Origin of the sequence: Nocardioides sp. NPDC051685 (genome assembly GCF_044453405.1) — a bacterium.
Lineage (GTDB): Bacteria > Actinomycetota > Actinomycetes > Propionibacteriales > Nocardioidaceae > Nocardioides.
This window is the reverse complement of sequence record NZ_JBITCR010000002.1, coordinates 535,658-557,999: the sequence shown is the minus strand read 5'-3', so window position 1 is coordinate 557,999 and position 22,342 is coordinate 535,658. Positions and strand designations below refer to the sequence as shown.

The following is a 22,342-nucleotide window of genomic DNA, read 5'->3' as shown; positions in this document are numbered from 1 at the left end:
ACACGAAGGAGAGAGCAGTGAGCGACGTTGACCAGCACAACCGGCTCGAGCTGGGCCTGCGTGGCATGACAGCAGTTGTGATCGGAAGCGGGCCCGGAATCGGTGCCGCGACGATCGAGCTGCTCGTCGCTGCCGGTTGCAGGGTCGTTGCTGCGGACCTCGACCTGCAAATCGCCCGAAAGGCAGCCGCTGGCTATGGCGACAGTGTCGTGCCGGCGGCTGTCGACGTGACAAATCGCGAGTCCGTCAGGGATCTCTTCGCGGAGGTCACCTCGAACGAGGGTGCGCCGAGCACCGTCGTCGATGTCGTCGGGATCGCACGCCCGAAGTCCGTGGCGGATACGACGGACGAGGACTGGGACGTGATGCAGCAGCTGAACCTGCGTCAGCAGTTCGTCGTCTCGCAGGAGGCTGCGCGCGTCCTCGCGCGCCCAGGCTCCTATGTCGCGGTGGCGTCGATCAACGGCGTGGTGTCCTCACCGATGAACGCCGCCTACGGAGCCGGTAAGGCAGGACTGGTGTCGCTGGTGCGGTCGCTCGCTCTGGAGCTCGCGCCGGACGACATCCGCATCAACGCGGTCGCACCGGGGATCGTGGGCACCCCTCGGCTGAACGCCTTCTTCGAGTCTTCGGGCAAGCGCGGCGCCTTCGAGGATGCCGTTCCCATGGGACGTCTGGCCACCCCGGCAGACATCGCAGGGGCAATCGTGTGGCTGGCATCCCCGTTGGCGGCGTACGTCACCGGTCAGGTCATCTCGGTGGACGGCGGGGCCACGGTGAAATACCCCTTGGCACTCATGGCATGACCGCGCCCAGCCTTCTCAACACATCGATCGACGCCGAAGGGACGGACCATGGATGCATTGCCAGCTGATGGCGTGGACACGATTCCGAAGGCCGCGGCCTGGGCGGCCGAGCGCTACGGATCAGCACCAGCGCTGGTATCGGACAGCGAGAGCCTCGACTTCAACGCCTACGTAGAACAAGCACGTCGAGTCGCGAGTGCCTTGATCGCGGTGGGTGTCCAGAAGGGCGACAAGGTCGCCATCCAGGCGCCGAACTCGGTGCGCTTCGCGCTGTGTGCCCTCGGTATCCAGCTCGCTGGGGCATGCCTGGTTCCGATCAACACGCGGTTCAAGCCGCGCGAGGTCGCTCAAGTTCTGGCGGACTGCGATGCGCGACTGCTCTTCACCGTCGACGACTTCCTCGGTGTCTCCTACGCCGAGGGTCTGCTGAAGCTGCACGCCGAAGATCCGGAGGCGCTCCACGTCGTACCGCCGATCGTGCTCCTCGACGACCAGCGTCCGGACTTCGACGAGTTCCTGGCCGGCACGGCCGCCCATGCCGCCTGGGAGTCCCGTGTCGCATCGATCGAGCCGGACGACATCGCCACGGTGCTGTTCACCTCGGGCACGACGGGCCGCCCTAAGGGTGCGACGCTGACGCACGGGGCTCTGGTCCGGTCCTACTGGGTCTGGAGTGGTCTCACGGGTCTGCGGGAGGGGGATCGGTTCCTCGTCAGCAATCCCTTCTTCCACGCTTTCGGGCTGATGGTCGGGTTGCTGTCGGCGATGATGCAGGGGGCTGTCGTCTACCCGATGGCTGTGTTCAACGCCGAGAAGGCACTGGAACTGATCGAACGCGAGCGGATCACCTATTATCCCGGTCCTCCCACTGTCTTCCGGGAGATGCTGAACTCACCCGAGCTCGCTACTCGGGACCTCAGTTCGCTGCGCACCTGTGTCACGGGCGCTACCTCGATCCCGCCCACCCTCATCGACGAGCTGTTCGATGTGCTCGGCTACGACGAGGTCTTCATCCCCTACGGCTTCACGGAAGGGACGGGGATCGCGACGATCACGCGCTCCGGCGACCCCCGCGACGTCATCAAGACGACTGCCGGACGGGCGCTCCCCGGTGTCGAGCTCGAGGTTCGACGGGCCGACGGGTCGCGCGCGGACGTGAATGAGGTCGGCGAGATCGTTCTGCGCGGTTTCAACGTCATGCCGGGATATCTCGACCCCGGGACTGGTCAGACCCGCCACGAGGACTCCGAGCGTTGGCTGGCGAGCGGTGACCTCGGCAGGCTGGACGAGCGGGGCAACCTAGCCGTCGTCGGGCGGATCAAGGATCTGGTGATCGTCGGTGGCTTCAACGTCTACCCGGCCGAGGTGGAAGCCTGTCTCACCGCTCACCCTGCGGTTGACGCCGCGTCAGTGGTGGGGCTTCCCGATGAGCGGCTCGGAGAAGTGCCGTTCGCGTTCGTCGTACCCGCTACCCCGGAGGATGTCGACGAGGCGGAGCTTCACGCATGGTGTCGCGAGCGGCTCGCCAACTTCAAGGTGCCGCGTCAGTTCTGCATTGTGTCGAGACTTCCCATGAACGCCAGCGGCAAGGTGCTGAAGAAGGAGCTCCAGAACCAGGCATCGCGATGGGGCGAGACGGGTCAAGTGACGGAGAGCCGATGATGAACAAACGACCAGGCAAGACCGAAGCCCCCGCCCGCCCCCTCGACGGTGTCACTGTCGTCGAGGTAGGGGTCTGGCACGCCGGCCCAGGCGCCGGCGCGATCCTGGGTGACCTCGGTGCCGACGTCATCAAGATCGAGAGCCTCGATGGCGATCCGGAGCGCTTCGAGGCCGGCTCGGCCGTCCTGAAGTCGCAAGCGATCGACACCGAAGACTGGTCCTTGATGTTCGAGCTCTCGAACCGTAACAAGCGGGGACTGGCGCTCGATCTGTCCTCGAGGGAGGGGCGAGACATCGTCATGCGCCTCGCGGAGGGTGCCGACGTCTTTCTCACCAACCTGCGCCCGGCGAGCACCCGGAAGCTCGGAATCGACTACGAGTCGTTGAAGAAGGTGAATCGCGGCCTGGTTCATGTGAACGTGACGGGATTCGGCTCTCGCGGACCTCTGGCCGAACAGGGCGCATTCGACACGCTCGGCCAAGCCATGGCGGGAATGTTCCACGTCACCGGACACGACGTACCGCAGCCGCTGCCGGTCGTCGTACTCGATCAGCTCACAGCGCAGACAGCGGCTCAGGCAACGGTGACCGCACTTCTTGCTCGAGAACGGCAAGGCGGTGAGGGCCAGGACGTCCACGTTTCCCTCTACGGCTCCGGCGCCCTGCTCTGGTCCGCCCAGCTCTTGTGGCAGAGCGCGCTCGGAACCGCGCCGATCGTGACCTACGACCGGATGCAGAAGTCGCCGCTGATGGCGGTGTACCGGTGCCAGGACGACCGCTGGATCGTCGGCACGAACCCCGGACGGAAGCTGTGGCCGGCCTTCTGCGACGCGATCGGCGCGCCCCAGCTCTCCGATCACGAGTGGGACGTGGAGGATCGCGCTTCGCAAATGGCGATGTACGCCGTCATCGATCCGCTTCTGCTGGCTCGGCCGGCTGAGGCGTGGATCAAGGAGCTGCGAAGCCGCGGCCTGCTTTACGCGCCCGTCCAGGACTTCGCACAGGTGCTCGACGATCCTCAGGCTGCGGCCAACGGTTACGTCGTCGATGCCACGCACCCGAGGTTGGGGGAGCTGAAGCTGCCCGGTTCGCCCGTGGTGTTCGGAAGGCAGGAGACGGCAGGCTGGAAGCCGGCGCCCGGTCATGGTGAGCACACCGACGAGATCCTGCAGGGTCTCGGTCTTGGCGCCGAGGAAATCGCAGATCTGCGCGCGCGCAAGGTCATTGCCTGAGACTGGCCATGATGTCGGCCCGACCCGGTACGGGTCGGGCCGACATCATTTGCTTCGTCAGGCTCTGTTGACGATCGTTTGAGGAAGTTCCGTCATCAGGCGCTCGGCTTCCTCGAGCACGGCCGAAACCACAGTGGCTACGGAGTCGACGGACTCGATCAGCCCTTGGGCTTGACTAGCCCACCACAGGCCGTCCTCCAGGTCGCCGTCGCGCAGCACCCGCTCACGACCGCGGCGGCCGGACGCGAGGTCCGCGACGTCGTCGAACGTGGCGCCGGGGCGCTGCGACAGTTCCGCGATCTTCTCCGAGATGGAGTTCCTGGCCACCCGTGCGGTGTTGCGGAACTCGCGGAACACCACGACAGTGTCGCGTTCGCTGTTGGCGGCGATCTGGGCCTTGACGTGGGGATGGATCTCAGCCTCCGTGGTCGCCATGAACCGGGTGCCCATGTTGACTGCTGAAGCACCGAGTGCAAGGGCTGCGACGAGTCCCGCTCCGGTTGCGATGCCGCCGGAGGCGATGACGGGTATGTCGAGCGCCTTCGCGGCTGCGGGGATCAGGACCAGTCCGCCGACGTCGTCGCTGCCGGGGTGGCCAGCACACTCGAAGCCGTCGATGCTCACCGCATCCACGCCCTTGCGCTGTGCAGAGAGGGCGTGGCGCACGCTCGTCGCCTTGTGGATGACCCGCACCCCAGCGGCGTGGAAGTCAGGCAGATGAGGCGACGGATCGGAGCCGGCGGTCTCGACCACCTTGATGCCGGACTCGATGATCGCGGCCCGGTACTCGTCGTACGGAATCGGGTCGATGGTGGGGAGGATCGTCAGGTTGACACCGAAAGGCTTGTCGGTCTGCTCCCGGGTTCGGGCGATCTCATCAGAGAGTGCCTCAGGCGTCGGCTGGGTGAGAGCGGTCAGGAACCCGAGGGCTCCGGTGTTCGCCACGGCCGCGATGAGCCGTGCCGTGCCGACGCCGGTCATCCCCCCGCAGACCAGGGGATGATCGATCCCGAACTCTGTCGTGAAATGTGTGCGGAGAATGTTCTTGTCCTTCAGTCGAATGGGGGCTTGCGCCCGCCTGGTAGCGGGGATCGGATCGCTGGCGCAATCACTCAGGTCCGTGGTCATCCGAGCCCACGCGCACGGCGTGTTCCGGTTCGTCAGCTCTGGTCGTCCACACCGAGCCGGTGTCAACCGAGTCGAGGATTCGGGTTGCGCGGATGATCTCGGCGAGACGCGGCACGGCACGCCCCAAGGCGATAGCGCCGCCGGCCGCAGCCACGAACCCGACAGTCTTGATGTGACGCATGTTCACTGCCTCCCCGCATTTTCGTCGGGCTGCGCGGACTCCAGCGTGCGCCCGAACCTCCACGTGCCCCTACGCAGCAGCCTGGTCATGAGCGTGTAGATGATCGCACCGTCCGACCACTGCGTGATCACTCGACCGGAGGGACTCTTGTAGTAGTTGTTGGCGCCCTCGAACGACGTCCCCTCCAAGCGGCGCTGAAGCCAGGCGTTGAACATCTTCACCGGCCTCTCCTTGACTTCGATCCGCGTCGCGCCCCGCCTGCCCAGCGCGCGAGCGGCCGCCCCGATGTACGACGCCTGGGCTTCCAGGTGGGTGACGATGGCCCCGCCGTTCGTGTTGGGTCCGTACATGATGAAGAAGTTGGGGAAGCCCGGAACCATGATGCCGAGCATCGCTTCGGGCTCCTCGCCCCAGGCATCGGCGAGCTTGGTTCCGTGGGGGCCGACAACATCGAAGTTGGTGTGGAAGTCGGTGTGGAAGCCGGTGGCCAGCACCAGGGACTCGATCTTGTGCTCGACACCACGTTTGTCGACCACGCCATCGCGGGTGACGCGCTCCACGGCATGCGGAACGAGGGTGAGGTTGTCCTTGAGCATTGCGGGGTACAGGCCGTCGGCGAGCACGGGCCGCTTGCCGCCGAACGGATAGCTGGGCGTGACAGCTTCTGCCAGGTCAGGGCGGTCGGCAAAGACCGTGCCGATGTACTTGCGGGCGGCCGACTCCGCTGCCTCGTTCTGCGGCGTGCCGGGACGCCAGGCTGCGTTTCGGTACTGGGACTTCTCTCGCCGGTAGAGCATGAGGTAGCGAGAGATGCGCTGAGCGATGCTCGAGTTCAGCGCCCATCGCTCCTCGTCGGTGTAGGGCCGAGCGCCCTTGGGGAGCACCCAGCCCGGTTCCCGCTGGAACATCAGCAGTTCGGCACCCATGTCTGCCAGCCCTGGCACCACTTGCGCCGCAGTGGAGCCGGACCCGACCACGGCGATCTTGCGTCCCTCGATCGGTAGGTCGCTCTCCCAGCGGGCGGTATGGACGACCCTGCCGCCGAACTCTTCCAGACCCGGCCAGTCGGGGTACTTCGGCTGGCTGAGGAACCCGACCGCGCTGACCACGATCTGGTGTCGGCTGATGCTGCCGTCGGTGAGTGTGATCTCCCAGCACTGCGCGGTGTCGATCCACTCGACGCGCTCGACGGTGACGCCCAGGCGTAGCGACTCGCTCAGGCCGAACCGCTCGGTCACCCGTTGTAGGTAGTCGAGGAGCTCGGCCTGGCGGACGTGCGTACGCGACCATCGCCACGGCGCATAGGAGAAGGAGTAGAGAACGGATGGGGTGTCGACCTCAGCGCCCGGATAGGTGTTGTCCCACCACGTACCCCCGACGCTCGATGACTTCTCGAACAGCGTCACCTGGCAGCCCTGCTTGCGCAGCGCGATTGCCGCTGCGATGCCGGAGAAGCCGCCTCCGATCACGGCAGCGGTCACCACAGGTGTGCCTTGTCCGTGTTCGCCCATGAAGTTCCTCTCGCCGAATACTTGTCATCTTAGAAAAGATTGCGCGTCTAGAGTATTGTCCCCATGCGTACCGTCGTCAACCGCTGGTCGTCGCGAGAGGAAGTCCCATGACTCTTCCGAAACCTACTTCGGTGCGCTCTTCGGAGGTGCCGGACCACGTCCGTAAGGCTCGGGAGGCGCTGGATCGCGACATGGGGGCCCGGCCATTGGCACAAGGTGTGGTCGCGCGGGAGTGCACCCTCAATGGTCGCCCGGTCATCGACCTCGCGCCCTCGCGACCAGTCAACCGCACCATCCTCTACCTGCACGGCGGTGGCTTCCGCATGGGCTCGGCGCGTGGCTTCACACCCTACTGCTCCCACCTTGCGCGGGAGCTGTCGGCGCGGGTGGTCGTAGTCGACTACCGGCTGGCTCCCGAGAATCCCTTCCCGGCCGGCCTCCTGGACGCCTTGGCCGTGTACGAGTCGCTTCGGAGGGAGGTCCCCCGTGCTGGGGATCGGGAGCTCATCGTTGCCGGAGACTCTGCAGGTGGGGGAGTGGCTGCGGGCCTGCTGCTGGAGGTCGGCAAGCGGGGTGACAGCCCGGATGCTGCGCTGCTGCTCTGTCCTTGGGTGGATCTCCGCGTGGTTGCGCAGTCGTACGACGAATGTGCGACGACCGACATTCTCTACTCGCGTGCCCAGGCCGAGGAGGGTGTGGCTATGTATCTGCAAGGTCATGCCCCCACCGACCCCTTGGCCTCGCCCCTCCTTGCCGACTGGTCAGGACAGCCGCCTATGGCGATCCAGACGAGCGTGCTCGAGGTCCTTCGTGACGACGCGCGGGGTCTGGCCGAGCGGGCACGCCGAGCAGGGGTCACTGTGAGCTTTCGCGAATTTCCCGAGCAGCAGCACGTCTGGCACTACGGCTTCCCCGATGACCCAGCTGCGAAGGACGCATTCGACCATCTACGGGAGTTTCTGGACGAGAAGAGGCGGGCATGATCGGCGTTGGACTGGTCGGTCGCTCAGTTGGTGCCGGCGTCCATCTTCGACGTCGTTGACCGCACCGTAACAATCAGGCCGGCCCTTGATCTATACAATGATTGTGATCATAGGTTAGCCTGTTCGGCGACAGTCGCGCGAAAGGACCACCCCGATGCCGCACCAGAACAGCAAACAGCGATGACCCTCTTGTGGGCCGCAATGAGCGTTGGCGCAACGTACGGACTGGTCGCCCTGGCGTTCAACGTCGTACTCTCGAACTCGGGCGTGTTCAACTTTGCACTGCCGCAGTTCGTGATGCTCGGTAGCTTCCTCGGGTATCAGCTGCTCTCGGTGGCAGAGGTACCGGTGCTCCTCGCGATTGCGGTCTGTGCGGTGGCGGGCGCCCTCCTGGGGCTTGTCGAGGAGTACGTCGCCATTCGGCCACTGGGTGCCGCGAGCGGACATGCGGCGCTCATCACGACGGTGGGCGCCGCCGTCGTACTCCAGGGGGCCGCGATGGTGATATGGGGAACGACGCCACGCTCGGTGAGCTTCCCGGGATCGACGAAGGCTGTCGACCTGCTCGGCGGTCGGGTCGGTGTGCTCGACCTGGTGCTGATCGGGCTCTGCATCGGGATGGCGCTGGCATTTCACTGGGCCTCGCGCCGTACCCGACTCGGCCTGTACGGCCGGGTGGCGACATCAGATGAGGAGGCGGCCCGACTTCGCGGCGTGAACGTCCGCCTGGTGCGGACTGTCAGTCTGATGGTCGCGGGCACGTTCGGATGCCTCATCGGGCCGCTGGTGGGATCGCAGTCGAACGCAAACGTCGACATGGGCAATACCTTGGTCGTACTGGCCTTCGTCGCGCTCGCTCTGGGTGGCTTCGGAAGCTACATCGGCTCCATGTTGGCCGGGTTCGTCATCGGCGGCGTACAGATCTCCGTGACCCGGTACTGGGGCTCGGAGGCGGCCCTGCCGGTTCTCTACGCTCTCCTGTTGGTGCTCCTGCTCGTGAAGCCGACCGGGCTGTTCGGTGACAAGCGGCTGAGGATGATCTGACGTGGCCCGTGATCGCTCCACCGCCATCGGCGGCGTCCTCCGGTCGCTCCGCCACCGATCCTGGTCGATCGGCCCGCTCTTCGTTGCCGTGATCGCGTTGGTGCCCGTGTTGTCCGGCGACATCTACCACCAGCGGCAGCTGATGCTCATCGCCGTGTACACCTTGATCGTCAGCGGACTCAACATCAGCTTTGGCTATGGCGGAGAGCTCGCCCTCGGGCAGGTCGCGATGTTTGCCACCGGCGCCTATGTCACGGGTTATCTGGCCAATGACGGTCACAGCGACATCGTCCTCGCTCTGGCGTCCTCGATCATCGCTGCCGGCATGCTCGGGGTCATCTCGGGGGTGCCCGGCATCCGACTGAGCGGCTGGTCACTCGCCATGACCTCGTTCTTCCTCGTGCTGCTGATCCCGAAGGTCGCCGAGTTGATGCGCGACCAGACCGGGGGTCTGCTCGGTCTGCCGGTCATCGAGACACCCACCGTGCTCGGGGTTGAGCTGAACGCCACCGGCCTCTACGTTTTCACAGCAGCAGTGGTCTTCGTGTGGCTGGTCGTCGCCCGCAACATGATCGTGTCCCGGTTCGGGGCCCGGCTGCGGGTGCTGCGGGAGAGCCCGCTTCTCACGCAGTCACTCGGCGCGTCGACCTATCGGACCCGGATGTCGGCCTACCTGATCGGAAGTCTTCCCGCGGGCGCGGCAGGTTGCATCTTCGCCTACCTGAACAGCTACATCTCCCCGGACGCTTTCACGCTGAGCCTGATGATCGCGCTGCTCGCGGCCTCGGTCGTGGGCGGATCCGACAGCGTCTGGGGTGCGCCGGTCGGAGCAGCCATCCTCGTGCTCGGTCCGCTCCAGACAAGTGGGTTCGAAAGGTATTCGGTGCTTCTCTACGGCATCTTCCTTCTCGTGGTCGGCGTGCTCTTCTCTTCCGGGTTGGCCGGCCTGGGGCGCAAGATCGTCGGTCGCTTGGCGCCGCCGCAGACCGTCTCCGCCCGCGTTGACCCGGCGGGTGGCGAAGATCAGGTGCACACGATTGCCGGCGGGACTCTGGAGGTTCGTGGCGTCAGTCGGGCGTTTGGCGGAGTCCATGCGATCAGCGGCGTCGATTTCGACGCTCATCCTGGCCAGGTCACCGCGATCATGGGAGCCAACGGCGCGGGTAAGACCACACTGCTCAACGTGATCTCCGGCTTCATCGCAACGGACGGGGGCGCCATCGCCATCGATGGCAAGCGTGTCGACGGGATGCCCGCCCACCGCGTGGCGAACCTCGGTGTCAAGCGCACTTTTCAGACGCCACTGATCCCGAGCGACATGACCGCTCTGGAGATCGCCGAGTCCGGGCGGCTTGCGGTTGGCCGGGTCGGCATCCTCGCGACCCTGTTGCGACTGCCGTCGTTCCGGCGCGTACGCGACCACGACCGTCAGGCCGCCATCGAGGCATTGGACTTCGCCGGCCTCAGGCAGTTTGCGAACGAGGAGGCCAAGCAGCTTCCCCTCGGGACACGTCGCCTGCTCGAGGTCGTCCGGGCCGTTGCAAGCCGACCTCGCGTGCTCTTGCTGGACGAGCCCGCTGCCGGGCTCGATGACGTCAGCCTGGCCGAGCTCCGGATGCTGATCGACCGGGCTCGTGGCGCCGGGGCCACGATCATCCTGGTGGAGCACAACGTCAGATTCCTTCTCGACACTGCGGACCGGGTCTTCGTCATGGAGCGAGGCGAGGTGATCGCCTCCGGGACGCCACAAGAGGTGCGCGGCGACGCCGCGGTGCTGGCGGCGTACTTCGGCAAGACAGCCGTGGATGACGTTGCCGCGCCCCAGAACATGCTGAATGGCAGCTCGGAAGGGGTGCACCGATGAGTCCGAGTTCGAAGGCGCTGGTCGTCGAATCCCTGCAGGTGGGGTACGGCGATCTCACCGTCGTGTGGGACGCGAGCCTGGCTGTCGACCGCGGAGAGGTCTGTGTCCTGAGGGGACGCAACGGCGCTGGCAAGACCACGCTGATGTCCGGCATCGCGGGGCTCCTGCCGGCCACGTCTGGATCGGTGCATCTGGACGGTAGGTCGGTCTCGTCGTGGCCCGCACACAAGCGGGCCAAGCATGGGATCGGCCTGGTACAGGCAGGCAAGCGAGTGTTCCGCGAGCTCAGCGTGCGCGACAATCTCTCCCTGGGCGCGATGACCCGCGCATCAGGCCGGGCGAACGTCAACGCCGCGATCCTTTCGATGTACGACCGGTTTCCGCTCCTCGGCGAACGTTGTTCGGACCGGGCCGGTTCGCTCAGTGGCGGGCAGCAGCAATTGCTCGCCATCGCCCAGGCTCTTGCTGCGCAGCCCAAGGTCTTGCTGCTCGATGAGCCCTCGTCCGGGCTCTCGCCCAGGGCGATCGGCGAGGTACGGGACGTGATCGCCTCCGTGAAGGACGACGGTCTGGCAGTGCTCCTGGTCGAGGAACTGGCCGATGACGTGTACGCCGAGCTCGCGGACACGGTCCTGATGCTCGACCAGGGCCGCGTGGTCCACTCGGGAGCTGCCGGAAGTCTCTCCCGGGACGACATCATGGCGGCCCTTGATCTTGCCCAGCCTTAATCTATTGAAATATTGAATTGATGACCTAGGGCGGCTAGGTTGCGGAAGACAGAGAGGCGTTCGATGCTCGAGTCGCGACCCAAGAGGATTCGCAGGGCAGCTCTGGCCATGAGCATGGTCAGCGTCTTCGGCGCGCTGGCCGCCTGCGGCGACGGAGGTGCGTCGCACTCCGAAGGCCTTCACTATGTGGCGGTGCTGCCCCTCAGCGGGCCGCTCGCCTCCATCGGCGAAGCGGACAAGGCGGCGGTGGAGGCGGCGGTCGACGTCGCCAACGCCAACGGTGGCACGAACGGCGAGCCGATCGAGCTGTCCTTCGTCGACAGCACCGGCACCGCCACCGAGGCGGTCAGCGCCTTGCAGAAGAAGTTGAGCTCCGGGGACCAGGTCGACTTCGTGCATGCCGGCGCGACCAGCACCGAGGCCATGCCGATGCAGCCGATTCTCACCAAGGCGCAGGTGCCGTCGTGCACCACGGCATCGGCAGAGGCGCTCGACGACCCGGAGAAGCACCCGTACGCCTTCGGTGACTCGGCGTTGTCGCGCTACGTCGCCGAAGCGATGGTCGCCAGCCTCAAGGAGCTCGACTACACGAAGGCGGCCGGCGTTTATCCGAGCACGGAGCTTGGCGTCGCAGCCAAGGAGGCCGCGATCGCGGCAACCGAGAAAGCTGGGATCGACTTCGAGACCGTGGACGCTGATCCAGCCGCAACGGACCTGACCTCGCAGTACGAGCAGCTGAAGGCAGGCAACCCCGAGGTGCTCGTGGTCGACGGCTTCGGGCCGATTGCCGGTGTGATGCTCAAGACCCGGGCGAAGATGGCGTGGGACGTCCCGGTGGTGGGTGACGACACCTTCGCCGTGAACAACCTCGGGGAGCTCGTCGACGAGACGGCGCTTTCTGGTGTGTACCTCAGCACCCAGGCGCTTAACGTCACAGGCACGCCGGTGACCGAGTCGTCGGACTTCAAGGAGTACCAGGATGCCCTCGCGAAGCACGTCGACGAACCGACATTCGCAGCCGAGGTCTACGGCGACCAGTACGCCTGCGTCATGCTCGCGGTCGCGGCCGTGGAGAAGGCCGGCAGCATCGAGCCGGAGGCGCTCAAGGATGCGATGGAGAGCTTCAAGTCGGCCGACGACGTACCTCGCTGGTTCGTCACCAAGGAGATCGGATTCTCCGCCGAGAACCATTTCCCGGCCTACCGGCCCGAGGACTACGTCACTGTCAAGGCAGGTCCTCGCGTCAACGGCCTGCTCGTGCCCAAGGAGTGATTCCGCTGTAGCTGAACGCCGAACATCTCAAAGTCTTGTTTCCGGGTAAGGAGAGCCATGACTGCCGTCGACGACACTGCCGTACCGCCCCCGTTCCCTCAACGCCGCGACGATCCGTTTCGACCGCCTCCCGCGTACGAGGAATGGCGTGAGGAGACGCCCGCGAAGAAGGTGACCCTCCAGAATGGAACGACAGCCTGGGTCGTCCTGCGGCACAAGGAGGCCCGCGAGGTCTTCGAGAGCCCTCATGTCTCCCGCGACCCGAGCGCGGATCACTTCCCCCAGGTGCGGGCGGGGCAGACCTTCGATCGCCCCAATCTTCTCGTCAATCACACGGATCCGCCGCTCCATGGCAAGTTTCGCAAGATGCTGGCCCCCTGGTTCTCACTGAAGCGCATCAACAGTCTGCGACCTGGAATCCAGCAGATCGTCGACAACGCCCTCGACCGCCTCCTCACGCTGGGCAAGCCGGCGAACCTCCACAAGGAGTTCAGCCTCGTCGTTCCCTCGACGGTGATCTGCCAGCTGCTTGGTATCGACTACAGCTATCACCACGACTTCGAACGCCTGGCCCGGGTGACAACCTCGGCCAGTGCGGATGCCGCCACGTTCAATGCGGCCGCCAAAGAGATGTTCGCCCTCGTCGAAAGAATCGTCGACGAGGGGATCGAAAATCCCGAAGACGGCGTCTTGAACATGCTGACGACTGCGATGCAGGCAGGGGAGATTACCCGGGAACAGTGCGTCGCCAATTCGTTCGTGCTGATCGTCGGCGGACACGAGACGACTGCGCACACGATCTCGATGGGCCTGGTTCAGCTGTTTAGGGAGCCGGACAAGCGGGAGTACCTGCGACAGAATCCTGAGGCGATTCCGGTCGCGATTGACGAGATGCTCCGCATGCACAGCATCGCCGACGGGGCGACCGCGCGCGTCACCACTGCCGAGCTGGATCTCGGCGGTGTCACGATTCCGGCGGGCGAAGGCATCATCCCGGTCCTGTCGCCGGCGAACTTCGACCCGCGCGCCTGGGAGAACGGGTACACGTTCAAGCCGGATCGCGGTGACAGTACCCATGTCGGCCTCGGTGCGGGCATCCACGCATGCGCCGGCCAGAACCTGGCCCGCGCGGAGCTCGAGATCGTCTTCGAGACGATCCTGAGCCGCGCGCCGTCGCTTCAACTCGCCGTCCCCGAGAGTGAGGTCGACTTCGTGAGGGACGGCTTCACCTTCGGAGTCCGCACCATGCCTGTCACCTGGTAACCAAGCCTCGGCAAGAGCCTGCCTCGCGTACGAGGTGCGCACGGGCACGATCGCCATCAACGGGCGCACTGTGCCAAACGGATGAAGGTTACAAAGACAAACAGAGGGGTTTCCGTTCATGACTGACACTGGAGCGCGCACTCGGCTCGAAGACATCGAGGCGATCCGTATCCTCAAAGCTCGCTACTTCCGCTGCCTCGACACCAAGGACTGGGAGGGGTTTGGACGCCTCTTCGCCGAGGATGCTCAGATCGGTCCGCTCGACAACGGCTTTCCCGACTATCTGATGGACCTTCGGCCTGCCGAAGCTCAGAAGCCCTTGCAGTCCTCGGGTGTCGACGCGTTTGTGGCCCGCGTCGCAGCCAACATCGGACCGCTCATCACGACTCACCACGGTCACCAGCCCGAGATCGAGTTCACGGGTGCTGACGCGGCGACGGGCATCTGGGCGATGGAAGACGTACTGGTGTGGCCGGAGCACGGCTACCGACTCCGTGGCACTGGTCATTACCACGAGACCTACCGGCGGGTGGACGAGGACTGGAAGTTCTCCTCATTGAGGTTGACCCGCCTCTACGCGTACGTCGAGAAGTTCGACGTCAGTATGAGAGGCAAGTGATCGTGCGGTGCGCGAAACGACGATGAGATCTCAGGTTCCGCCGGGTGGAGCCGACGAGCGCCCGCTGCGCGTGCTGGTTACCGGGGTGAAGCCGGATGGGATCGGCGGCGCCATCTGTCGCAAGCTCATGGCTGATGCGCTCGTGCAGGGACGGACATCCCGTCTGACGATGTCGGCGACACAGGAGACACCGGAGCTTGCCGTGTTCGCGGACGAGCTCCGCGATGGTGGGGCCTCGGTGCTCGTCTCTGTGGGGGATCTGTCCTCCGCCGTTTTCCCGGTGACTCTCGCTCAAGAGGCGATCGCGTTCGCCGACGGTCTCGACATCTTGGTGTCGAACGCCGGGAACACTCGTCTTGGGATTCTCAATGAGACCTCTCTGGACGATTGGGAGTCCCTCTTCGCTGTGCACGCACGCGCCGCTTGGCTGCTCGCTTCCACGGCACTCCCGGCGCTCCGCGAATCGGGCGGATCGTTTGTCGCGACCGCGTCCACGAGCGGCGTTCACCCGCATCCGGGGTTGTCTGCATATTCGCCGGCGAAGGCCGCTCTCATCATGCTTGTCAAGACCCTCGCTCTGGAATGGGGCCCGGTGGGTGTGCGGGTGAATGCGGTCTCTCCCGGACCGATCCACACGCCGATGTGGGGCGAAGCGCGCAAGGGCGTGGCTCCCGAGGACCTTGCGAGACTCGCCAAGGAGCGCGCCGACGCGCTTCCGCTCCGCGCGGTCGGCGAGCCGAAGGACATCGCTGAGGCGGTCGCCTTCCTCGCCGGGCCGTCCGCGAAGTTCATCACTGGTGTGAACCTTTGCGTCGACGGTGGGCTGACGCTTGTCGCCAACGAGAGCGTGCCGATGCGGCACCGGCAGCACGTCTGAGCCAAGAGACCAAGGACCTCTCGTGCCGGGGGCGTCGTCCTCTCTTCAGCGTTCACCCTGCCGGCCTCCCCGGGTGCCTCGAGGGCTTCGTTCGAGCCGCGCGAGGACCGCATAGACAGCTGTGACGATGAAGACGATGCGCCAGTTCACCCCGGCAGGTGACGTATCGGGATCTCGCGTCCTTCGAGGAAGGCCACGACGGCGTCGACGGTGCCCTGGTACCAGACCTGGTACGTCTCCTCCGTGAAGCCCGCGGAGTGGGGGCTGAGGAGTGCGTTGTCGAGTTTGGTCAACGGGTCATCTGGGTGAAGCGGCTCCCTCTCGAACACGTCGAGCGCGGCTGCGCGCAGTCGGCCAAGTCGGAGCGCATCCACGAGAGCCACCTCGTCGACGAGCGCTCCGCGTGAGGTGTTGACGAGCACTGCCGTCGGCTTCATGAGGGCGAGGGCACGAGCGTCGATCAGGTGCCGTGTCGATTCCGACGCGACGATGTGGAGCGTCACAACATCGCTGAGTTGGAGCAGATCGTCCAGCTCGACCTTGGTCGCACCTGCCTCCACGCACGCCATCTCGGCCAGGTGCGGACTCCACGCCAGCACAGACATGCCGAACGCGTGCGCGTACCGAGCGATGTACCGGCCGACTCCTCCGAGGCCAACTATGCCGATGGTGCGGCCGTAGAGCGACGGGAACGGCATGGTCTGCCAGGTGCCGTCGCGCACTGCTCGGTCCTCCGCCACGATCCCACGTGACGCTGCCAGCAACAGTCCCCAGGCCAGTTCCGCTGTTGCCGCTCTCGCCAGCCCGCCGCTGGGTGTCGCCGCGATCTCGATCCCGCGCTCCCGGGCGGCATCGAAGTCGATGACGCGGTTCCGCTCCGAGGTGGCGACGTACATCTTCAGCCGGGGTAGTCGGTCCATGAGTGCCGCCGTCAGCGGCAGTCGCTCCCGCATAGCGCAGATGACGTCATAGCCCGCCAGTTGTGCGACCACGTCGTCGTCGTCGAAAGGCGCGGTGAAGAAATCGAGCTCTGCCAGTGCGCGCACTCGGGACCAGTCGGCCATGCGCTCGGCAACGCCGAGGTAGTCGTGGATGACCGCAACCTTCATCCCGCTGTCGCCCTCGAAGCTCACCAGTCGACCATGAGACGGCGCACACCGTAGATGAACCCGTCGTTATGCATCTCCACCGCGTCGTCCTCGGCCAGGCGAAGGGTCGGGATACGTGTCAGCAGCTGGTGGAAGGCTAGGTAGAGCTCCTCCCGTGCGAGATTCTGTCCGACGCACATGTGCGGACCCGCGCCGAAACTGAGGTGATCCCGACTGTTGCGGTCGAGGTTCAGCTCGTACGGACGGTCCCAGAACCGCGGGTCAAAGTTCGGCGCACTGATGTTGACGATGACACCTTCACCGTTCTTGATCTCTTGGCCGCCGATGACCATGTCGGCCTTGGCGACGCGGGAGAGCGTCCCGTCCACGAGGGAATGCATCCGGATCATGTCCTCGACCATCCCGGGGATCAGGTCGGGACTCGCAGCGACGCGATCACGGATGTCCTGCTGGGCGAACAGTTGGAGCATGCCCATCGAGATGGTGTTTGCTGTCGTCTCGTGACCGGCGATGATGATCATGAACACCTGCCCGAGGATCTGCCTGTGCTCGATCTCGCCGTTGGCCAAGTGCTCGGTGACGAGCCGCCCGATCAGCCCCTCGCGCGGCTCGCTCTCCTGCTCGGTGATGATGCGGTCCAAGATCCCATACAGCTCGCCAGCCGCTGCTGCCAGCTCCTCGGGGCTCGACGCCGCTGACGCCGTGACACTGGCGAGCCTCTGGACGTCCGCGCTATACCGGTAGTCGACGCCGAGCAGCGCGCAGATGACCCTGGTCGGGATCACGAGGCTCACCTCGTGATGCAGATCGACCGGTCCTCCCGTCGCGAGGATCGCGTCGATCGTCTCGGTGAGGATTCGCTCGAGCTCAGGCCGCAGCTCGGCCACGCGCTTCGCCGTGAACTGACGGGCCAGCATCCGGCGATACTTCCCGTGGATCGGTGGATCCATGTGCCGGAGCATGGTGTCGTTGGCTCTCGACGTGATTCCCTTGCGCACCTTCGGGAAGTGCGGGTGCTCTGCATCCACGGAGATGTCAGGATGGAGCAGTGCTTCACGCGCCGCCTCGTGCCGGACCACCACCCATGCGCGCTGGTCGCTGTGCAATTGCGCCTTCACGACTGCGTCCTGCTCGCGCCAGATCTCGTACTCAGGCGGTGGCCGCATCGGGTCTTCCCGCAATTGCGGGAACCATGGGAGTTCTACGCTTATCCGATCGGTCGACATGGAACGTCCTTCGTAGTTGTCACTGAGTCCTCGACACCAGGCTACTCATATTGGCATTCATTGCAAAGATAAACAAGTAGCGGCATTGAGGCACCTGGCATCAGAACCGAGCGCCGCGCTTGCGCGTGAGCAGTCGTTCGGACGAAGTCTGGGCTGATGCTTGTCTTCCACTGGGTGCGCGTTCTATGGTGGCATTCATTACAAAGATAACGAAGTAGCCCGCAAGGAGCACTGCTTCTATCGGACGAAGAGGATCATCATGACGCGGAACGCCCTTGTGACGGGTGCGGGACAGGGAATCGGGTTCGGGATCGCCGAACGACTCGCGGAGGACGGGTTCCACGTGTATGTCACGGACTATGACGAACGGCTTGCCAAGGAGGCCGCCGACAAGGTGGCCGGCACTCCTCTTGTGCTCGACGTGACGGACCCGGACTCCATCGCTTCCGCTTCCACTGTGGTCCCAGCCCTGGGAGTGCTCGTCAACTGTGCTGGCGTCTACCCTTCGATGCCGCTGATGGAAGTCAGCCGCGAGGACTTTGATCGGGTTCTCCGGGTCAACGTCCACGGTGTCCTGAGCTGCATGCAGGCGTTCCACGCTCAGCTCAGAGCCGACGGCGCGGGCGCGATCGTGAACGTCACCTCCATGTCGGCGCACGTCGCGGCGCCGGGCCTGGCGGCGTATGCGACCTCGAAGGCCGCGGCGACGATGCTCACTCAACAGGCGGCTCTCGAGTTCGCAGGTGACAGCATCCGGGTCAACGCGGTGGCTCCGGGCAGCATTCAGACGGAGGGGACGAACCGGGCGGTGAAGCCGGGGGAAGACCCCGATCCCACCCCAAACATCCCGCTGGGACGACTGGGAATCCCGGCGGACGTCGCCAAGGCGGTGAGCTTCTTGTCGTCCGATGACTCGGGGTACGTCACGGGTCAGACGATCCTGGTGGACGGAGGCCTCGTCGGCAACACGTTCGCGCTCTTCCGACTCGCCCAAGCAGCTGCCCGATGACGGGCCGGACGGCCGTTGGCCGGTCGACGAGGAGGTCGTCATGAGGATTGCGGTCGACCAGGCGAAGTGTGTGAGCCTCGGCATCTGCGAAGGGCTCGCGCCCGACCTCTTCGTGATCAACGACGAGGGTGAGCTCGAGGTCGATGAGAGCGCCGAGATCCGTCCCGCTGACATCGAGCAGGTTCGCAGTGCTGTCAGCGGTTGTCCCGTCAACGCGCTCTCATTGATCGGATGAACCACACGCGAGGTGCTCCGCCACCATCGACGTGCCGTCAGGCGGGTCCTCGTGGTGCGAGCGCGGACGCATATCCCTGACCGCTGCGTGGGCGGATCATCGAGCCCACCAAGACCGACAAGGTCGCCTCGGTGAGATCGACCTGGATACAGGAGTGAGGCATGCAAAGGAAACTGTGGCTACGCGCGACAGCCTTGACATTGGGGGGCTGCCTGGCGGTGAGCGGGTGTGCGGGCGTGGGGGCCGGAGGGGCGAGCGCGGATTCGCTGGCGGAGATGGAGCCGATTGAGCTCATCTACAGCGAGTCCAACGTGGACACCGCCGCCCATGTGCAAGCGATGCAGACGTTCATGGACGAGGTCACCGATAAGACCGACGGCAAGATCACGTTCAAGTCCTACTACGCCGAGTCCCTTCACCCACTCGAAGAAGCGATCAGCTCGATCCAGTCCGGGCTGACGGACATCACGTTCGTGTCGGCATCGAACGCCCCGGACCAGCTCCCGGTCGGCGTCTGGGAGGCCGAGCTGACTCAGAGCGTGATCGCTCCTGAATTCCCGCAGACGCTCGTCGAGGGCACACCGGTGCAGTTCGCGGCCTACCAGTCCGGGCCCGTTCAGGACGAGTTGGCGAAGTACGACGCGACATCGTTGGCCACGTGGGGCACTGCGCCCAACAACCTCCTGTGCAAGCCCGAGGTCGGCTCCGCGGACGACGCCTCGGGCAACATCGTCCGCACGCCCGGGCCACCGTTCTCAGAAGAGGTGTCGGAGCTCGGGATGTCGAACGTCTTCCTGCCAGTCGCCGACGTCTACGAAGCGCTACAGCGTGGCGTCATCGACTGTTTCATGAACGTGGTGAGTCCGTTCATGACGCTGTCCGTGTGGGACCAGGCGAAGTACTACGTGCCGGCGAACTTCGCCACCTCGGTCGGCTCGCAGCTCCTGATGAGCAAGTCGACGCTCGAGTCGCTGCCGCTCGAGGTGCAGCAGATCATCTTCGATGCCCGCATCAACCTGCTCGGAACCATCGTCGAGAAGACGGTGGCATCCAACGTCAGGTGGGCTGAGGAAGCGCCAGCGAAGGGTGTCGAGTTCGTCGACCCCACAGAGTTCAACAAGACGATCGAGTCCGCGCGTGAGACGTACACCGAGGAAGCCCTGGCGAACCCTCCCGACGGGGTCGACGATGCCGAGGCGTTCAGCGACGAGCTGTCCTCCTTGGTTGCGGACTGGAGGAAGACCGGCGGCAAGAATCTGAAGGTCGAGTCCGGCAGCCCAACGACCGAGAAGGACTGGATCGATCTCTACAAGTCAACCGAGTCCATCGACTGGGATGCCTATCGCGAGGCACTCCGGGAGTATCTCGCCCCCTTCCGGCCGGAATGACCACCACATCGAGCCCCATTGCCGGGCGGCAAGCTGTCTTCGACATGGACACCCTCGCGCTCTCTGTGGAGCGCGCACCGGATCCCATCGCGGAGCCGGGGGGACTCGTCGCAAGCGTGAGCCTGGCCGGCGTTTGCGGTAGCGATGTGCATCGCCTCGATGGTGATGTGCGCGATGCCACCGGAAGGATCTCCTTCGGCCACGAGGCAGTCGGGCTGATCCAGGAACTCGGCGACGGTACGAACGTCGACTGGGCCGGTATGCCAATCTCGATCGGCGATCGCATCGTGTGGTACGCCGGAACGTCCCCGTGCGGGGAGTGTCACTCGTGCCGCGTGTCCGGCAAGCCTTGCGACAATCGGCAGTGGCCGCTTCCGGCGGCGGTTCCCAATGCTGCCGGCTATCGAGATGTGGCAAGCCTTTCCCGGCGGGTGCCGTTCTTCCGTGTAGGCGGTCCCGTGACCGACGAGGAGCTCGTCGCCTTCGGCTGTGCCTTGCCGACCGCCTTGTCCGGCGCCCAAAGACTTGGACTGCTGGAGACGGGGCAGAGCGTGGTGGTGCAGGGCAGCGGCCCGGTCGGGATCGCAGCCGCCATGGTCGCCTCGATGAGTCCGGTAGCCCACGTGATCGTGATCGGCGCGCCGACCAGCAGATTGGAGCTCGCACGCGCCTTCGGTGCGACCACGACGCTCGATCTCGCGGCCACCACTGCCGAAGAAAGACGAGCCCGCGTGCTCGAGCTGACGGCAGGCCGTGGAGCAGACGTCGTGATCGAGGCAGCGGGAGTCCCAGAGGCATTCACCGAGGGAGTGGCGCTCTTGGCGCGCCACGGTCGATACCTGCTGTCGGGCCTGTACTCGGGCTCGCGCGAGGTGCCCTTCGACCCGGTGCCGATCACCGCCAAGGCTGCCCGCGTGATCGGCAACCTCGGAGCTCTCCCCGAGGCCGGGCTGAAGGCGATGCAGTTCGTCCAGGCTCATCGAGACCGCTTTCCGTTCCGCGACGTCGTGACGCACCGGTTCGATCTCGACGACGTGCAGGGCGCACTTTCCGCGATGCGTGTCGGAACCGCGCTCAAGGCTGTCGTCGCGCCGTCGTACCGGAAGGTGACGCATGCGGATCACGGTTGAGTATCCGGTCGACGGACCAGGGCATCATCCAGAGTTGCACGATGCCTCGTCCGTCAAGCGGCTGGCCGTGGCAGCCGACGAGGCCGGTGCCTACGCTGTCGCGTTCACTGAGCACCCGGCTCCGTCGCTCAAGTGGTTGCGAGGCGGGGGGCACCAGACGTTCGACCCGATCGCCGCGCTGTCGTTCTGCGCGGCCGTGACCACGAGTGTGCGCATGATGACGTATCTGCTCGTGCTGCCGCACCGGAACGCGTTGGCTGCCGCGAAGTCGCTCGCGTCCCTCGACCGGCTCGCCGACGGGCGACTCGTCGTGGTGGCCGGTGCGGGATACCTCCGTTCGGAGTTCCGGTCTCTCGGCGTGGAGATGGACGACCGCAACGCGATCTTTGACGAAGCGCTGACCGTGATGCGTGGAGTCTGGACCCAGGTCCCGTTCGACCACGAAGGTCGGTTCGCGCGCGCTGTCCAGGTTGCACAGCTGCCATCGCCGGTACAGGACGGTGGACCCCCGATCCTGATCGGCGGGAACAGCGCTCGGGCACGTCGCCGGGCCGCGGGGCAACAAGGATGGAGTCCAATGTTGGTATCGCCCCCGGTCACCACGACAGCACGCACCCCGGGGATCGCGGGCATCGACGAGCTCGGCGGGCTGATCCGCGAGCTCAGGGAAGAGACCCTGCGGATCCAGGGTCCGGGAGTCGAGCCGGACGTCCAGGTCGAGACGTGGGAGAGCGACGTGCTGCGCGAAGGTGGCGACCTCGCGAAGCACGCCGAGCATCTGCGCGCCCTCGAGGAGGCGGGTGTGTCGTCGTTCGTTGTGCGCCTGCCCGCGACCGGCCTGTCGGACGCGGTTCGTGGGCTGGAGCGCTACCTGGATCGGTTTGCGACGAATGTGTGATGTCGGCCGGTAGCCGGTAGCGGCACTGCCGATCGGCCCGTCTGCGCCGCATCGGTCGATTGGGGACCAGTTGCGGGCCGGCTCGGTCGATGGCAGACATTCCTGTCCCGAACGCCTGTCGCAGGGACAGGCTTGCATCACTTCACGTGCGTGCAAGGCTGGGGGAGTGGCCAACCC

Annotated in this window: 21 protein-coding genes; 16 read left to right on the top strand and 5 right to left on the bottom strand. The window is 65.4% G+C overall.

All coding sequences use genetic code 11. The annotated features are described in order from the left end of the window. Positions 1-17: 17 nt before the first annotated feature. The 3 genes from ACIA03_RS07825 to ACIA03_RS07815 all read left to right on the top strand — a co-directional run bounded on the left by ACIA03_RS07825 (position 18) and on the right by ACIA03_RS07815 (position 3,700). On the top strand, positions 18-806 hold the full coding sequence (locus tag ACIA03_RS07825) for an SDR family NAD(P)-dependent oxidoreductase (RefSeq protein ID WP_396980915.1): 789 nt from the start codon (positions 18-20) through the stop codon (positions 804-806). Between the two features lie 72 nt (positions 807-878). Beyond that, positions 879-2,468: an AMP-binding protein gene (locus ACIA03_RS07820; protein WP_396980913.1), complete on the top strand. Its 1,590-nt coding sequence runs from the start codon at positions 879-881 to the stop codon at positions 2,466-2,468. Continuing rightward, the gene (locus tag ACIA03_RS07815) at positions 2,465-3,700 is read left to right on the top strand and encodes a CaiB/BaiF CoA transferase family protein (RefSeq protein WP_396980911.1); all 1,236 of its coding nucleotides are present in this window, start codon (positions 2,465-2,467) and stop codon (positions 3,698-3,700) included. The genes ACIA03_RS07820 and ACIA03_RS07815 overlap by 4 nt, the downstream gene beginning before the upstream one ends. A gap of 57 nt (positions 3,701-3,757) precedes the next feature. Here the strand turns inward: ACIA03_RS07815 and ACIA03_RS07810 are convergent, their stop codons facing one another. From ACIA03_RS07810 to ACIA03_RS07800, 3 genes are all read right to left on the bottom strand, one after another. Continuing rightward, on the bottom strand, positions 3,758-4,741 hold the full coding sequence (locus ACIA03_RS07810; RefSeq protein ID WP_396981791.1) for an NAD(P)H-dependent flavin oxidoreductase: 984 nt from the start codon (positions 4,739-4,741) through the stop codon (positions 3,758-3,760). A gap of 67 nt (positions 4,742-4,808) precedes the next feature. Next, positions 4,809-5,009 carry a hypothetical protein gene (locus ACIA03_RS07805; protein ID WP_396980909.1) on the bottom strand — a complete coding sequence of 67 codons (201 nt, stop codon included), beginning with the start codon at positions 5,007-5,009 and terminating at the stop codon, positions 4,809-4,811. A 2-nt stretch (positions 5,010-5,011) separates the two neighbouring features. Next, positions 5,012-6,490: a flavin-containing monooxygenase gene (locus tag ACIA03_RS07800; RefSeq protein WP_396980907.1), complete on the bottom strand. Its 1,479-nt coding sequence runs from the start codon at positions 6,488-6,490 to the stop codon at positions 5,012-5,014. 137 nt (positions 6,491-6,627) lie between these two features. On the opposite strand from ACIA03_RS07800, the gene ACIA03_RS07795 reads away from it, so the two are divergent. From ACIA03_RS07795 to ACIA03_RS07760, 8 genes are all read left to right on the top strand, one after another. Then, positions 6,628-7,503 (top strand): alpha/beta hydrolase, encoded by an 876-nt coding sequence (locus ACIA03_RS07795; RefSeq protein ID WP_396980905.1) that lies wholly within the window; start codon positions 6,628-6,630, stop codon positions 7,501-7,503. A 6-nt stretch (positions 7,504-7,509) separates the two neighbouring features. Beyond that, positions 7,510-8,547, top strand: coding sequence for a branched-chain amino acid ABC transporter permease (locus ACIA03_RS07790; protein ID WP_396980903.1), 1,038 nt, complete (start codon positions 7,510-7,512; stop codon positions 8,545-8,547). Position 8,548: 1 nt separating this feature from the next. After that, the gene (locus tag ACIA03_RS07785) at positions 8,549-10,411 is read left to right on the top strand and encodes an ATP-binding cassette domain-containing protein (RefSeq protein WP_396980901.1); all 1,863 of its coding nucleotides are present in this window, start codon (positions 8,549-8,551) and stop codon (positions 10,409-10,411) included. Continuing rightward, a complete protein-coding gene (locus ACIA03_RS07780; RefSeq protein WP_396980899.1) occupies positions 10,408-11,139 on the top strand; it encodes an ABC transporter ATP-binding protein in 732 nt (243 codons plus the stop codon). Before ACIA03_RS07785 ends, ACIA03_RS07780 begins: the two co-directional genes overlap by 4 nt. A gap of 108 nt (positions 11,140-11,247) precedes the next feature. Beyond that, on the top strand, positions 11,248-12,411 hold the full coding sequence (locus tag ACIA03_RS07775; RefSeq protein ID WP_396980897.1) for an ABC transporter substrate-binding protein: 1,164 nt from the start codon (positions 11,248-11,250) through the stop codon (positions 12,409-12,411). A 57-nt stretch (positions 12,412-12,468) separates the two neighbouring features. Further along, positions 12,469-13,674 carry a cytochrome P450 gene (locus tag ACIA03_RS07770; RefSeq protein ID WP_396980895.1) on the top strand — a complete coding sequence of 402 codons (1,206 nt, stop codon included), beginning with the start codon at positions 12,469-12,471 and terminating at the stop codon, positions 13,672-13,674. A 118-nt stretch (positions 13,675-13,792) separates the two neighbouring features. After that, a complete protein-coding gene (locus tag ACIA03_RS07765; RefSeq protein WP_396980893.1) occupies positions 13,793-14,293 on the top strand; it encodes a nuclear transport factor 2 family protein in 501 nt (166 codons plus the stop codon). 7 nt (positions 14,294-14,300) lie between these two features. Continuing rightward, entirely contained in the window at positions 14,301-15,170 is an 870-nt protein-coding gene (locus ACIA03_RS07760; RefSeq protein ID WP_396980891.1) for an SDR family NAD(P)-dependent oxidoreductase, read from the top strand. 146 nt (positions 15,171-15,316) lie between these two features. On the opposite strand, the gene ACIA03_RS07755 is transcribed toward ACIA03_RS07760, so the two are convergent. After that, positions 15,317-16,303 carry a D-2-hydroxyacid dehydrogenase family protein gene (locus tag ACIA03_RS07755; RefSeq protein ID WP_396980890.1) on the bottom strand — a complete coding sequence of 329 codons (987 nt, stop codon included), beginning with the start codon at positions 16,301-16,303 and terminating at the stop codon, positions 15,317-15,319. Beyond that, the gene (locus tag ACIA03_RS07750) at positions 16,300-17,505 is read right to left on the bottom strand and encodes a cytochrome P450 (protein ID WP_396980888.1); all 1,206 of its coding nucleotides are present in this window, start codon (positions 17,503-17,505) and stop codon (positions 16,300-16,302) included. The genes ACIA03_RS07755 and ACIA03_RS07750 overlap by 4 nt, the downstream gene beginning before the upstream one ends. 259 nt (positions 17,506-17,764) lie before the next feature. On the opposite strand from ACIA03_RS07750, the gene ACIA03_RS07745 reads away from it, so the two are divergent. The 5 genes from ACIA03_RS07745 (at position 17,765) to ACIA03_RS07725 (ending at position 22,165) form a co-directional block, all read left to right on the top strand. After that, positions 17,765-18,514, top strand: coding sequence for an SDR family NAD(P)-dependent oxidoreductase (locus ACIA03_RS07745; RefSeq protein ID WP_396980886.1), 750 nt, complete (start codon positions 17,765-17,767; stop codon positions 18,512-18,514). 40 nt (positions 18,515-18,554) lie between these two features. Then, entirely contained in the window at positions 18,555-18,749 is a 195-nt protein-coding gene (locus ACIA03_RS07740) for a ferredoxin (RefSeq protein WP_396980884.1), read from the top strand. A 275-nt stretch (positions 18,750-19,024) separates the two neighbouring features. Then, positions 19,025-20,137 carry a hypothetical protein gene (locus ACIA03_RS07735; protein ID WP_396980882.1) on the top strand — a complete coding sequence of 371 codons (1,113 nt, stop codon included), beginning with the start codon at positions 19,025-19,027 and terminating at the stop codon, positions 20,135-20,137. 44 nt (positions 20,138-20,181) lie between these two features. Next, a complete protein-coding gene (locus ACIA03_RS07730; protein ID WP_396980880.1) occupies positions 20,182-21,267 on the top strand; it encodes a zinc-binding dehydrogenase in 1,086 nt (361 codons plus the stop codon). Beyond that, the gene (locus ACIA03_RS07725) at positions 21,251-22,165 is read left to right on the top strand and encodes a TIGR03619 family F420-dependent LLM class oxidoreductase (RefSeq protein WP_396980878.1); all 915 of its coding nucleotides are present in this window, start codon (positions 21,251-21,253) and stop codon (positions 22,163-22,165) included. Before ACIA03_RS07730 ends, ACIA03_RS07725 begins: the two co-directional genes overlap by 17 nt. The last annotated feature ends 177 nt before the right edge of the window (positions 22,166-22,342 follow it).

Bases quoted from the DNA above. Each gene is read 5' to 3' on its own strand.
- ACIA03_RS07815 (WP_396980911.1), top strand. From the start codon at position 2,465: ATGATGAACAAACGACCAGGCAAGACCGAAGCCCCCGCCCGCCCCCTC.
- ACIA03_RS07805 (WP_396980909.1), bottom strand. From the start codon at position 5,009: ATGCGTCACATCAAGACTGTCGGGTTCGTGGCTGCGGCCGGCGGCGCT.
- ACIA03_RS07795 (WP_396980905.1), top strand. From the start codon at position 6,628: ATGACTCTTCCGAAACCTACTTCGGTGCGCTCTTCGGAGGTGCCGGAC.
- ACIA03_RS07780 (WP_396980899.1), top strand. From the start codon at position 10,408: ATGAGTCCGAGTTCGAAGGCGCTGGTCGTCGAATCCCTGCAGGTGGGG.
- ACIA03_RS07775 (WP_396980897.1), top strand. From the start codon at position 11,248: ATGAGCATGGTCAGCGTCTTCGGCGCGCTGGCCGCCTGCGGCGACGGA.
- ACIA03_RS07770 (WP_396980895.1), top strand. From the start codon at position 12,469: ATGACTGCCGTCGACGACACTGCCGTACCGCCCCCGTTCCCTCAACGC.
- ACIA03_RS07765 (WP_396980893.1), top strand. From the start codon at position 13,793: ATGACTGACACTGGAGCGCGCACTCGGCTCGAAGACATCGAGGCGATC.
- ACIA03_RS07750 (WP_396980888.1), bottom strand. From the start codon at position 17,505: ATGTCGACCGATCGGATAAGCGTAGAACTCCCATGGTTCCCGCAATTG.
- ACIA03_RS07745 (WP_396980886.1), top strand. From the start codon at position 17,765: ATGACGCGGAACGCCCTTGTGACGGGTGCGGGACAGGGAATCGGGTTC.
- ACIA03_RS07740 (WP_396980884.1), top strand. From the start codon at position 18,555: ATGAGGATTGCGGTCGACCAGGCGAAGTGTGTGAGCCTCGGCATCTGC.
- ACIA03_RS07735 (WP_396980882.1), top strand. From the start codon at position 19,025: ATGGAGCCGATTGAGCTCATCTACAGCGAGTCCAACGTGGACACCGCC.
- ACIA03_RS07730 (WP_396980880.1), top strand. From the start codon at position 20,182: ATGGACACCCTCGCGCTCTCTGTGGAGCGCGCACCGGATCCCATCGCG.
- ACIA03_RS07725 (WP_396980878.1), top strand. From the start codon at position 21,251: ATGCGGATCACGGTTGAGTATCCGGTCGACGGACCAGGGCATCATCCA.